Source organism: Pseudomonas sp. SIMBA_068 (assembly GCF_046534705.1).
GTDB lineage: Bacteria > Pseudomonadota > Gammaproteobacteria > Pseudomonadales > Pseudomonadaceae > Aquipseudomonas > Aquipseudomonas putida.
In genome coordinates, this window is the sequence record NZ_JAWRYI010000010.1 from 170,206 (window position 1) to 182,935 (window position 12,730).

11 protein-coding genes are annotated in these 12,730 nt (G+C 62.5%); 6 read left to right on the top strand and 5 right to left on the bottom strand.

The genetic code is table 11. The features are described from left to right. Positions 1-26: 26 nt before the first annotated feature. Both SB756_RS22060 and SB756_RS22065 read left to right on the top strand, forming a co-directional pair. Positions 27-1,295 (top strand): FAD/NAD(P)-binding oxidoreductase, encoded by a 1,269-nt coding sequence (locus SB756_RS22060; RefSeq protein WP_341797177.1) that lies wholly within the window; start codon positions 27-29, stop codon positions 1,293-1,295. After that, positions 1,292-2,110, top strand: a complete 819-nt coding sequence (locus SB756_RS22065) for a sulfite exporter TauE/SafE family protein (protein WP_410911853.1) — start codon at positions 1,292-1,294, stop codon at positions 2,108-2,110. Before SB756_RS22060 ends, SB756_RS22065 begins: the two co-directional genes overlap by 4 nt. Here SB756_RS22065 and SB756_RS22070 read toward each other — a convergent pair. Further along, positions 2,099-2,986: a LysR family transcriptional regulator gene (locus SB756_RS22070; RefSeq protein ID WP_016497358.1), complete on the bottom strand. Its 888-nt coding sequence runs from the start codon at positions 2,984-2,986 to the stop codon at positions 2,099-2,101. The genes SB756_RS22065 and SB756_RS22070 overlap by 12 nt on opposite strands. Before the next feature lie 240 nt (positions 2,987-3,226). Between SB756_RS22070 and SB756_RS22075 the strand changes: the two genes are divergently transcribed. Continuing rightward, positions 3,227-4,873, top strand: coding sequence for a GMC family oxidoreductase (locus SB756_RS22075; RefSeq protein WP_229609558.1), 1,647 nt, complete (start codon positions 3,227-3,229; stop codon positions 4,871-4,873). A gap of 97 nt (positions 4,874-4,970) precedes the next feature. Next, on the top strand, positions 4,971-6,590 hold the full coding sequence (locus tag SB756_RS22080; RefSeq protein WP_016497360.1) for an MFS transporter: 1,620 nt from the start codon (positions 4,971-4,973) through the stop codon (positions 6,588-6,590). A gap of 177 nt (positions 6,591-6,767) precedes the next feature. Here SB756_RS22080 and SB756_RS22085 read toward each other — a convergent pair whose 3' ends face one another. The 4 genes from SB756_RS22085 to glyQ form a co-directional block, all read right to left on the bottom strand. Continuing rightward, a complete protein-coding gene (locus SB756_RS22085) occupies positions 6,768-7,538 on the bottom strand; it encodes a lysophospholipid acyltransferase family protein (RefSeq protein WP_016497361.1) in 771 nt (256 codons plus the stop codon). A gap of 61 nt (positions 7,539-7,599) precedes the next feature. Then, positions 7,600-8,127 carry a D-glycero-beta-D-manno-heptose 1,7-bisphosphate 7-phosphatase gene (gmhB, locus tag SB756_RS22090; protein WP_341797180.1) on the bottom strand — a complete coding sequence of 176 codons (528 nt, stop codon included), beginning with the start codon at positions 8,125-8,127 and terminating at the stop codon, positions 7,600-7,602. Between the two features lie 3 nt (positions 8,128-8,130). Continuing rightward, a complete protein-coding gene (gene glyS, locus SB756_RS22095) occupies positions 8,131-10,182 on the bottom strand; it encodes a glycine--tRNA ligase subunit beta (protein WP_341797181.1) in 2,052 nt (683 codons plus the stop codon). Further along, on the bottom strand, positions 10,179-11,126 hold the full coding sequence (gene glyQ, locus SB756_RS22100; protein ID WP_019471032.1) for a glycine--tRNA ligase subunit alpha: 948 nt from the start codon (positions 11,124-11,126) through the stop codon (positions 10,179-10,181). Before glyQ ends, glyS begins: the two co-directional genes overlap by 4 nt. An 83-nt stretch (positions 11,127-11,209) precedes the next feature. On the opposite strand from glyQ, the gene SB756_RS22105 reads away from it, so the two are divergent. Continuing rightward, on the top strand, positions 11,210-11,761 hold the full coding sequence (locus tag SB756_RS22105) for a DNA-3-methyladenine glycosylase I (RefSeq protein ID WP_410911856.1): 552 nt from the start codon (positions 11,210-11,212) through the stop codon (positions 11,759-11,761). A 41-nt stretch (positions 11,762-11,802) separates the two neighbouring features. Continuing rightward, positions 11,803-12,690: a lysophospholipid acyltransferase gene (locus tag SB756_RS22110; protein WP_016489937.1), complete on the top strand. Its 888-nt coding sequence runs from the start codon at positions 11,803-11,805 to the stop codon at positions 12,688-12,690. Positions 12,691-12,730: the final 40 nt, after the last annotated feature.

Sequence of the window (12,730 nt, forward strand, 5' to 3'; positions counted from 1 at the left end):
TAATCAGATTTCCAGGATTTACCGCCATGCCTGCCTTGTTGTCCCCTGCCAATACCGACCACCACAAAGTCGTCATCGTCGGTGCCGGTGCCTCGGGTATCGCCACCGCTTCCAGCCTGGTCAGCCGTGACCCGTCGCTGGACGTTGCCTTGATCGACCCTGCCGACGTGCATTACTACCAACCCGGCTGGACCATGGTCGGTGCCGGTGTGTTCACGGCACCGAGTACCGCCCGCACCATGGCCTCGACCATCCCGCGCGGTGTGCGCTGGGTCAAGGCGCGGGTGCAGGGTTTCGACCCTCTGGGCCAGCTGGTCATCCTTGAGGACGGCCGCGCCATCAGCTATGAACAGCTGGTGGTCTGCCCCGGGCTCACGCTGGACTGGGCGGGCATCGATGGGCTCAGCGAAACCCTGGGCCGCAACGGTGTCACCTCCAACTACCGCTATGACCTCGCGCCCTACACCTGGGAGCTGGTACAGAAACTCAAGCAAGGCCGCGCCGTGTTCAGCCAGCCGCCCATGCCGATCAAATGTGCGGGCGCGCCGCAAAAGGCGCTGTACCTGTCTTGCGACCACTGGTTGCGCAACGGCCATCTTGGTGCGGTGAAAGCCAGCTTCTTCAATGCCGGTGCAGTCTTGTTCGGTGTGGCGGACTATGTGCCCGCGCTGATGAAGTACATCGAAAAATACGCGGTAGACCTCAATTTCTCCCACCGACTGGTCGCCGTGGATGGCCCGAACAAGCGCGCCACCTTCGTGCGCACCCTGCCCGATGGCAGCAGCGAAACGCGCATCGAGGCTTTTGACATGCTCCACGTGGTACCGCCACAAGTGGCGCCGGCGTTTATTCGCGAAAGCCCGTTGGCCGATAATGGCGGCTGGGTCGATGTCGACCCGCATACCCTGCGCCATCGCAAGTACACCAACATCCATGCCCTGGGTGACGTGGCCAATACCAGCAATGCCAAGACCGCCGCAGCGGCCCGCAAGCAGGCGCCGGTAGTGGCCAACAATGTGCTGGTGGCACTGGGCCGGCTGCCCACCCTCGCCCAGTACGATGGCTATGGTTCGTGCCCGCTGACGGTAGAGCGCGGCAAGATCGTCCTGGCCGAGTTCACCTATGGCGGCAAACTGGCACCGAGCTTTCCCAGTTGGTTGCTGGATGGCCGCAAGCCGACGCGCCTGGCCTGGTTGCTCAAGGCGCAGGCGCTGCCGCCGCTGTACTGGCAAGGCATGCTCAAGGGCCGCGAGTGGCTGGCGCGCCCGCAGCTGGTAGCCGAGGGTGGGCAGTGATCGAACATCAATTGTTGGGGGCGGGCCTGGGCGCGATCATCGGTGCGGTGCTGGCGTTGACCGGCGCCGGCGGTGGCATTCTTGCTGTGCCCTTGCTGGTGTTCGGCCTGGGGCTGTCGATGGTCGAGGCTGCACCGGTCGGACTGTTGGCCGTAGGCATGGCGGCGGCGGTTGGCGCAGTGCTGGGGCTGCGTCAGGGGTTGGTGCGTTATCGGGCGGCGCTTTTTATCGCGCTGATCGGCGTAGCAGCGGCGCCGTGCGGGCTGATGCTGGCGCACCGCTTGCCGAATACACCTTTACAGTTGGTGTTTGCCGGAGTGCTGGTGTACGCCTGCCTGCGTATCTGGCGTAAGGCGGCCAAGGAACTGCGCGGTGAGGCCAATGACGCCCATCGCTTTATCGAACCCTGTGTGCTGAACCCGTTGCAAGGCCGCTTGCGCTGGACCCTGCCCTGCGCACGCGCCTTGGCATTCACCGGTGCCTTGTCCGGGCTGCTGTCGGGTTTGCTCGGGGTTGGCGGTGGTTTTGTCATCATCCCGGCCCTGAACCGCTATACCAACCTGCGCATGGCCAGCATCGTGTCCACCTCGCTGGCGGTGATCGCACTGGTGTCCACCGGCAGTGTGGTCAGCGCCAGCTTGGCGGGTGTCATGCATTGGCAGGTCGGAGCCCCGTTCGCATCAGGCGCGGTGCTCGGCCTGCTGCTGGCGCGGCCATTGGCGGCCAGGCTGGCCGGGCCGCGTTTGCAGCAGATGTTTGCGGTGGCCGGTTGGACCGCGGCATTGCTGCTGGCTGGCAAGGCGCTATTGGGCTAGCAGCGCGTCCTGTTCTGCCGCGCACAGCGCCAGCAGGTAGTCCCACACCACCCGCAGGCGCACTGACTTGTGCAGCTCGCGGCGGGTGCAGATCCAGTAGCTGCGCTGGATGGTCTCGCCAGGCAGTACGCGCACCAGCGTCGGGTCGTCGTGAGCCATGTAGTTGGGCAGTACGGCGATGCCCAGCCCCGCGCGGGCAGCAGCCTGTTGGGCAATGACGCTGGTGCTGCGAAACACCACAGTCGGTGCCCGGCAGAAACTGTTGAGAAACAGCAGCTCCTGGCTGAACAGCAGGTCGTCGACGTAGCCGATCCAGTTGTGCCGGGCCAGGTCTTCGCGGTTGCGCAACGGCGGTGCTTGGTCCAGGTAGCCCTGGCTGGCGTAGAGCGCCAGGCGGTAGTCGGTGAGCTTGCGGGTTATCAACAGGTCGGCGTTGGGGCGTTCCAGGTGAATGCTGATCTCCGCTTCGCGGTTGAGGATGCTGACAAAGCGCGGCACCGCCACCAGTTCCACCTCCAGGCCCGGGTAGCGCTCGAACAACGCGTTCATGCGTGGGGTGAAGAACATGATGCCGATGCCTTCGGTCACCCCCAGGCGAATTTTGCCCAACGGGGTGATGGCCTGGGTGATTTCTTCCTGCGCCAACAGCGCGACGTTTTCCATGGCTTCTGCATGCTTGAGCAGGGCTTGGCCGGAGGGGGTCAGCTCGTAGCCCTGGGCATGCTGCACAAACAGTGCTGTGCCCAGGCTTTGCTCGATGCTCTCGATGTGCCGGGCCACGGTGCTGTGGGTAGTGTTGAGGCGCTTGGCGGCGGTAAGCAGGCGGCCGCTGCGCTGCAACTCGAGGAAAAACCGCAGATCGTTCCAGTCGAACATGCTGATCCTTTTTGGCAGTTCGTTCCGGCCTCTTCGCGGGCATGCCCGCTCCCACAGGTACAGAGAACATCCTGAAGGTAACGAGATCCCTGTGGGAGCGGGCGAGCCCGCGAAGAGGCCGGTATAGGCTTACCCCTGTGCTAAAACGCACAACGGCTGCGCGAAATCTCGTGTTTCACCCACGAAATTACGCACTAAGATGGATCGGGACAAGAATAAAAAACGGGCGCGAGGTTGCACATGCCATCAGCCGATTCTGTCTTCGACTACGTGGTCGTAGGGGCCGGTCCCGCCGGTTGCCTGCTGGCCAACCGTTTGTCCGCCGACCCATCCTGCCGCGTTTTGCTGCTGGAAGCAGGTGGCCGCGACAACTATCCCTGGATTCACATCCCCGTCGGCTATCTCTATTGCATCGGCAACCCGCGCACTGACTGGTGCTTCAAGACCGAGGCGCAGCCAGGCCTGGGGGGGCGCGCACTGGGCTACCCACGCGGCAAGGTGCTCGGTGGCTGTTCTTCAATCAACGGCATGATCTACATGCGTGGCCAGGCGGCGGACTATGACCGCTGGGCCGAGCAAGGCAATGACGGCTGGGCCTGGAAGGACGTGCTGCCGCTGTTCAAGGCCAGCGAAAACCACTTCGCCGGCGCCAGTGAGCACCACGGCGGTGACGGCGAATGGCGGGTCGAGCGCCAGCGCTACAGCTGGCCGATCCTTGATGCTTTCCGCGACGCCGCCGAGCAAAGCGGTATCGGCAAGGTCGACGACTTCAACACCGGCGACAACCAGGGCTGTGGATACTTTCAGGTCAACCAGCGCAGCGGCGTACGCTGGAACGCCTCCAAAGCTTTCCTGAGGCCGATAAAGGACCGCGCCAACCTCACTGTGCTGACCGGCGTTCAGGTTGATCAGGTACTGCTCAACAACACCCGGGCGCGGGCCGTGAAAGCATTTTGGCAAGGCGCCTGGCACGAGTTTGCGTCGCGTCGCGAAATCATCCTCTGCGCCGGCGCTGTTGGTTCACCCGGTATTCTGCAACGCTCCGGCATCGGCCCGCGCCAGCTGCTGGAAAGCCTGGGCATTGGTGTACGCCACGATATGCCGGGCGTGGGTGGCAACCTTCAGGACCACCTGCAACTGCGCCTGATCTACCAGATCCGCAATACCCGCACCTTGAACCAGATGGCCAATAGCCTCTGGGGCAAGATGGGCATGGGCCTGCGCTATCTCTATGACCGCAGCGGCCCGCTGGCCATGGCGCCGAGCCAGCTGGGCGCGTTCGTGCGCTCGGGCCCGGAACAGGCCACAGCCAACCTGCAGTATCACGTACAGCCGCTGTCACTGGAGCGTTTCGGTGAGCCGCTGCACCCGTTCCCGGCCTTTACCGCATCGGTGTGCAACCTGCGCCCGGTAAGCCGCGGGCGTATCGATATCAGCAGCACCGACATGAACAGCACGCCGCTGATCGACCCCAACTACCTCAGCGACCCACAGGACCTGCGCGTGGCCGCCGATGCCATCCGCCTCACCCGGCGCATCGTGCAGGCCCCTGCCCTTGCAGCGTTCGACCCCAAGGAATACCTGCCAGGCCCAGCCCTGCAAACCGAGCAAGAGCTGTTTGAGGCAGCCGGCAAGATTGGCACCACCATCTTCCACCCGGTGGGTACCTGCCGCATGGGCAGCGGCGCCCTGGACGTTGTGGATAACCAGCTGCGGGTACACGGCATCCCCGGTTTGCGCGTGGCCGATGCCTCGATCATGCCGCAGATCACCTCCGGTAATACCTGTTCACCGACCCTGATGATCGCCGAGAAGGCGGCGCAATTGATCCTCAAAGGAGCTGCTACCCAGACCTACTTGAACGAAGACGCGATACCGACCCCCTGACCCGGGTGCGTGCAACACCGGCGGCTCGCGGTCAGAAGCCGCCGACAGTGGAACAAAAAGAATAATCACTGTGGCCTGCGGGCCGAGGACAGCAACGATGTCGGATTACATCCAGGAACAGGATGCGGTGGCCAGCAGCCCCAGCCGCCGTGAAGAACGCAAGATCATTTTCGCGTCATCCCTCGGGACGGTTTTCGAGTGGTATGACTTTTTTCTCTATGGAGCGCTGGCAGCGGTCATCAGCAAGCAGTTCTTTGCTGGCGTGAACGACACCACCGCCTTCATCTTCGCCCTCATGGCCTTTGCCGCCGGCTTCCTGGTGCGGCCGTTCGGTGCATTGGTGTTCGGCCGCCTGGGCGACATGATCGGGCGCAAGTACACCTTCCTGGTCACCATCGTGCTGATGGGCCTGTCCACATTCGCCGTGGGGCTGTTGCCCACCTATGCCAGCATCGGCATTGCCGCACCGATCATCCTGGTGATCCTGCGCATGCTGCAGGGGCTGGCGCTGGGTGGTGAGTACGGGGGGGCTGCCACCTATGTGGCCGAGCATGCGCCTCAGGGCAAACGGGGCTTCTACACCGGTTTCATCCAGTCCACCGCCACCCTTGGCCTGTTGCTGTCGCTGCTGGTGGTGCTGGGCAGCCGCTACATCAGTGGCGACCAGTTCGAAACCTGGGGCTGGCGCTTGCCGTTCCTGCTTTCGATAGTGCTGCTGGCCATCTCCACCTGGATCCGGATGAGCATGCACGAGTCGCCGGCCTTCGTGAAAATGAAGGCCCAGGGCAAGGTCAGCAAGTCGCCGATCCGTGAGTCGTTCACCTCCTGGCCGAACCTGAAAGTGGTGCTTACCGCGCTGTTCAGCATCAATGCCGGGCAAGCCGTAACCTTCTACACAGCGCAGTTCTACGTGTTGTTCTTCATGACCCAGATGCTGAAGATGGACCCGGCCCAGGCCAACACCCTGCTGATCATCAGTGTGGTGATTGGTGCGCCGTTCTTCGTGTTCTTCGGCTGGTTGTCGGACCGCATTGGCCGCAAGCCGATCCTGATGCTCGGCCTGCTGCTGGCCACGGTGCTGTACTTCCCGCTATTCAAGGCGCTGAGCCACTACGCAAACCCTCAGATCGACGCCGCCAGCCGGCAGGCGCCGATCGTGGTCACCGCCGACCCGCAAAGCTGTACCTTCCAGTTCGACCCGGTGGGCAAAGCGCGTTTCGACAGCCCGTGCGACAAGGTCAAGACGTTCCTGGTCAAGCAGGGCCTGCCGTACAGCTCGGTAAGCGTGGCCGGCAGCGATGTGGTGGTCAATATTGGTGAAAAGACCATCAATGGCTACGACGAAGCGGCCATGCGCAGCGCAGTGGAGCAGGCTGGCTACCCGGCCAAGGCCGACCCAGGGCAGGTCAACCAGGTCATGGTGGTGGTGCTGATCGTGGCGATGATCCTGATCGCTACCATGACCTATGGCCCGCTGGCAGCCGTGATGGTCGAACTGTTCCCGACCCGCATCCGCTACACCTCGATGTCCCTGCCCTACCATATTGGCAATGGCTGGTTTGGCGGCTTCCTGCCAACCGTGTCGTTCGCGCTGGTGGTGTATACCGGGGATATCTTCTACGGGCTGTGGTACCCGGTGCTGGTGACCGGGATCAGTTTGGTCGTGGGGATTTTCTGCCTTAAAGAGACCAAAGACGTGGATCTCGACAAGGTCTGAGGCTGTTCACAGGGCACAAAAAAACCGGCTGTAAAAGCCGGTTTTTTTATGCCCCAAAAAAACTTATGCACGATTTTAAGAAAAATGTCACACGTAGAAATAAACAGCTAATTCAACGACTTAGCGTTCACTTCAAGCATTTGATCGAAAAACTGCTCACAAGTTATCCACAGATCATCAAGCGGTCTGCTGTTGGGTTTTTTCATCGGCTGGCGGCAGCGAACCCAGGGCCCGTTGGGTGGCTTCGTTCCACGCCGCTGCGCGGTCGTTGAGCTCGGCGATGGCACGTGGCCCGGTGCCATTGGCGTACATCGGCTCGCCAATCACCACTTCGATGGTACCGGCACGCTTGCCCCAACCGGTCTTCGGCCAGAACTTGCCGGCATTGTGGGCAATCGGCAGCACCGGCAGCCCGGCATTCACGGCCAACGCGGTACCGCCGCGGGAGAACTTGCCCACGGTGCCGTACGGCACGCGGGTGCCTTCCGGAAAGATCAGTACCCAAGTCTTCTGCTTGAGCAGCTCGTCGCCTTTGCTTGCCACCTGGCGCAATGCTTCCTTTGGGTTGTCGCGGTTGATCGCGATCGGCCGCAGCATGGCCATGGCCCAACCGAAGAACGGCACGTACAGCAGTTCACGCTTGAGCACCTGGCTCAGCGGCGAAAAGTACTGGGAAAGGAAGAACGTTTCCCAGGTGCTCTGGTGGTTGGACAGGATCACGCAGGGCTCATTCGGCACGTTCTCGGCGCCGGTGACCTTGTAGTCGATGCCGAGAATGGTGCGCACCAGGAACAGCGCGCAGCGACACCAGTACACGTTGATGAACCTGTAGCGCTTGGGGAACGACAGGAACGGCGCGATGAAGAAGCTCAGCGAGCACCACAGCAGCGAACTGGTGCCCAGCAGCAGGTAAAAAAGAAAGATTCTGATCGCCTGCAGGATCGACATAGTGGCTTGTACCGTTGCGGGGCATGCCCGCCTGAGAAAAATGCGCCCGAAGGCGCACCGTTTAAATTAGTTCTCTGGCGATAGCTGCCAGATCGTCGAAAATCAGTGTAGTTTCAGGGACACCTTTTTCCAGGGTCCGCTCGCCCTTGCCGGTTTTCACCAACACGGGTTGTGCACCGACGGCCAGGGCGGCCTCCAGGTCACCTTTGCTGTCGCCGACGAACCAGACGCCTTGCAGGGCGACGTGGTAATGCTCGGCAATCGCCACCAGCATGCCAGGCTTTGGCTTGCGGCAATCGCAGCCTGCGTCCGGCCCGTGCGGGCAATACACGATATGGCCCACCTCGCCCCCCTGCTCCGCCACCAGCTCGCGCAGGCGTGCGTGCATGGCTTCCAGGGTTGCCAGTGTGTAATAGCCCCGGGCAATGCCGGACTGGTTGGTGGCCACGGCCACCGTCCAGCCCGCTTTGCTCAACTGCGCGATGGCCTCGACCGAGCCAGGGATCGGCACCCATTCTTCCAGCGTCTTGATGTAGGCGTCGGAGTCATGGTTGATGACCCCGTCACGGTCGAGAATCAGCAGTTTCAAGGCTTACCCCAGCAGCGAAATGTCGGCCACGCCCAGGAACAGGCCGCGCAGGCGGCTGAGCAGGGCATAACGGTTGGCGCGTACCTTGGCGTCTTCAGCGTTGACCATCACCGCCTCGAAGAAGGCGTCGACCGGGTCACGCAGGGCCGCCAGGCGGGCCAGCGATTCACTGTACTGGCGTGCAGCAGCCATCGGTTGCACGGCCTGGTCGGCCTGCTGGATGGCCGAGTACAGCGAGAACTCGTTGGCGTTGTCGAAGTACTTTGGCTCGACCTGTTCGGCGATGGCGCCTTCGGCCTTGCTCAGCAGGTTCGATACACGCTTGTTCACCGCGGCCAAAGCTTCGGCTTCTGGCAGCTTGCGGAAAGCCTGCACGGCCTGTACGCGCTGGTCGAAGTCAAGAGCGGAGCCTGGCTGCAGGGCACGCACCGACAGGTAGGTGGCCACGTCGATGCCTTCGTCTTCGTAACGCGCACGCAGGCGGTCGAAGATGAATTCCAGTACCTGATCGGCCAGGCCGGCGGCCTTGACCTTGGCGCCGAACTGCTTGACTGCGAACTCGACCGCACCGGTCAGGTTCAGGTCCAGCTGCTTCTCGATCAGAATGCGCAGCACGCCCAGGGCGGCACGGCGCAGGGCGTACGGGTCCTTGCTACCGGTGGGCAGCATGCCGATGCCGAAGATGCCAACCAGGGTGTCGAGTTTGTCGGCGATGGCCACAGCAGCACCGGTGAGGGTCTGCGGCAGCTCGGCGCCAGCACCGCGCGGCATGTACTGCTCGTTCAGGGCCAGGGCGACGTCCTGCGGCTCACCGTCGTTGAGCGCGTAGTAGTAACCGGCAACACCCTGCATTTCAGGGAACTCGCCGACCATCTCGGTGGCAAGGTCGCACTTGGACAGCAGGCCGGCACGGCCGGCGCGCTGGGCGTCGCCGCCGATCAGCGGGGCAATGAACGCAGCCAGTCTGGAAACACGCTCGGCCTTGTCGTACACAGTGCCCAGCTGAGCCTGGAACACCACGTTTTTCAGGCGCTCGTTGAAGGTTTCCAGCGGCTGCTTCTTGTCCTGCTTGAAGAAGAACTCGGCGTCGGTCAGGCGTGGGCGCACGACCTTCTCGTTGCCTTGCACGATCTGCTTCGGGTCGCGGCTTTCGACGTTGGCCACGGTGATGAAGCGCGGCAGCAGCTTGCCTTCGCTGTCCAGCAGGCAGAAGTACTTCTGGTTGTCCTGCATGGTGGTGATCAGGGCTTCCTGTGGCACTTCAAGGAAACGCTCCTCGAACGAGCACACCAGCGGCACTGGCCACTCGACCAGGGCAGTCACTTCGTCCAGCAGCGCAGGCGGCACGATGGCGGTGCCTTCCTGCTGCATGGCCAGCTCGGCAGTACGCTTGCTGATCAGCTCGCGGCGCTCGGCGAAGTCGGCGAGCACGTAGGCTTTGCGCAGGTCTTCGACGTAGTTGGCCGGGGTGGTGATGACGACGTTTTCCGGGTGGTGGAAGCGGTGGCCACGGGATTCACGGCCGGCTTTCTGCGACAGGATGGTGCAGTCGACCACCTGGTCGCCCAGCAGCATCACCAGCCATTGCGTCGGGCGCACGAACTCTTCACGGCTGGCCGCCCAGCGCATGCGCTTGGGAATCGGCAGGTCGTTGAGCGAATCTTCGACGATGGTTGGCAGCAGGCCGACGGTGGACTTGCCCGGGATATGCTGGGAGAAGCGCAGCTTGGCGCCGCTCTGGTCGATTTCCGACAGATCTACACCGCATTTCTTGGCAAAGCCAAGAGCAGCCTGGGTCGGCTCGCCGTCTTTGAAAGCAGCCTGCAGGGGCGGGCCGTCGATGTTGATACTGCGGTCAGGCTGTTGCACGTCCAACTGGCGGATCAGCACGGCCAGGCGGCGCGGCGCGGCGTACACCTGTTTGCCGGTGTAGTTCAGGCCAGCGGCCTGCAGGCCTTTCTCGATGCCGGCCAGGAAGGCGTCGCCGAGGGTGGCCAGGGCTTTGGGTGGCAGCTCTTCGGTGCCCAGTTCTACCAGGAAATCTTGAGCACTCATTGTGCAGCCTCCAGCTTAGCCAACACTTCGTCACGCAGTTCAGGGGTGGCCATCGGGAAGCCCATGCGTGCGCGGGCTTGCAGATAGCTTTGCGCCACGTCCCGGGCCAGGGTACGTACACGCAGGATGTAACGCTGGCGCTCGGTTACCGAGATGGCGCGGCGCGCGTCCAGCAGGTTGAAGGTGTGCGAGGCCTTCAGGACCATTTCGTAGGTCGGCAACGGCAGATCGAGCTTGATCAGGCGGTTGGCTTCGCTTTCGTAGAAGTCGAACAGTTCGAACAGCTTGTCGACGTTGGCGTGTTCGAAGTTGTAGGTCGACTGTTCCACTTCGTTCTGGTGGAACACGTCGCCGTAGGTGACCTTGCCGAACGGGCCGTCGGCCCACACCAGGTCGTACACCGAATCGACGCCCTGGATGTACATGGCCAAGCGCTCCAGGCCGTAGGTGATTTCACCGGTGACCGGGTAGCACTCGATACCGCCTACCTGCTGGAAGTAGGTGAACTGGGTGACTTCCATGCCGTTCAGCCAGATTTCCCAGCCCAGGCCCCAGGCGCCGAGGGTCGGCGATTCCCAGTTGTCTTCGACGAAGCGGATGTCGTGCACCAGCGGGTCCAGGCCGATGGCTTTCAGCGAGCCGAGGTACAGCTCCTGGAAGTTGGCCGGGTTGGGCTTGAGCACTACCTGGAACTGGTAGTAGTGCTGCAGGCGGTTTGGGTTTTCGCCATACCGCCCGTCGGCAGGGCGACGGCTAGGCTGCACGTAGGCGGCGTTCCAGGTTTCTGGGCCGACGGCGCGCAGGAACGTGGCGGTATGGAAAGTGCCGGCGCCTACTTCCATATCGTAGGGCTGAAGCACCACACAACCTTGAGCTGCCCAGTAGTTCTGCAGGGCGAGGATCAGGTCTTGGAAGGTACGCACGGCTGGCGTAGGCTGGCTCACGAAATTCACCTGTATCTGGGGATGCGGATGTAAAGAGCGGGAGTATAACCTGATTCGCCTCGCCCTCTACTCATTGGAGCCTTATGCCACGCTGCTTTTGGTGTACCGACGATCCGTTGTACCAGGCCTACCACGACCAGGAATGGGGAACGCCACAGCGTGACCCGGCGTTGCTCTTCGAGATGCTTTTGCTCGAAGGGTTCCAGGCCGGGCTGTCGTGGATAACCGTTTTGCGCAAACGCGAGCGTTATCGCCAGGTGATGTACGGCTTCGACCCGGTGAAACTGGCGGCCATGAGCGACGAACGCATCGAAGAACTGATGCAGGATGCCGGCATCATCCGCAACCGCCTCAAGCTCAAGGCTGCCCGGCGCAATGCCCAGGCGTGGCTGGCTGTGGATAACCCGGCCGAATGGTTGTGGTCGTTCGTCGGCGGTGCGCCGAAGGTCAACCATTTCACAAGCCGCAGCGATGTGCCGGCGGTTACGGATGAAGCCAAGGCCATGAGCAAGGCCCTGCAGAAAGCCGGGTTCACCTTTGTCGGCCCGACCATCTGCTACGCCTTCATGCAGGCCACCGGCATGGTCATGGACCACACCACCGATTGCGATCGCTACGCCGCCTTGTTGCGCTGAGGGGTTACAATGCGCGCCTTGCTGAAATAAGGAATTCGCCTGTGGAAAAGTTCAAGGGCGCCCTGATGGTCGGGGTGCTGCGCCTGTTTGCCAAGCTGCCCTGGGGCGCTGTGCAGCGCGTCGGCGCGGGTATTGGCTGGCTGATGTGGAAGGTCCCCAACGGTTCGCGCAATGTGGTGCGAATCAACCTGGCCAAGTGTTTCCCGGAGATGGACCCGGTTGCCCGTGAGCAGCTGGTTGGCCAGGCGCTGCGGGATATCGGCAAATCCTTTGTCGAAAGTGCCTGTGCCTGGATCTGGCCGCCGCAGCGTTCGCTGGAGCTGGTCAAGGAAGTGCACGGCCTGGAAGTGCTGGAGCAGGCCCTGGCCTCGGGCAAGGGCGTGGTGGGTATCACCAGCCACCTGGGTAACTGGGAAGTGCTGAACCACTTCTACTGCAACCAGTGCAAACCGATCATCTTCTACCGCCCGCCGAAGCTCAAAGCGGTGGATGACCTGTTGCGCGAGCAGCGCGTGCAGATGGGCAACCGCGTGGCGCCTTCGACCAAGGAAGGCATTCTCAGCGTGATCAAGGAAGTGCGTCGCGGTGGCCAGGTGGGTATTCCTGCCGACCCGGAGCCGGCCGAATCGGCAGGGGTGTTTGTGCCGTTCCTGGGCACCCAGGCGCTGACCAGCAAGTTCGTGCCGAACATGTTGGCGGGTGGCAAGGCGGTGGGGGTATTCCTGCATGCGCTGCGGCTGCCGGATGGTTCGGGCTTCCGGGTGATTCTGGAAGCAGCGCCCGAAGCGATGTACAGCACCGATGTGACCGAGTCGGCGGCGGCGATGAGCAAGGTGGTCGAGCGCTATGTGCGCGAGTACCCGAGCCAGTACATGTGGAGCATGAAACGCTTCAAGAAGCGCCCGGCTGGCGAGCCGCGCTGGTACTGAGTTATCGACTGCGCTTACAGCAGGCTGAATGCAATCCTGC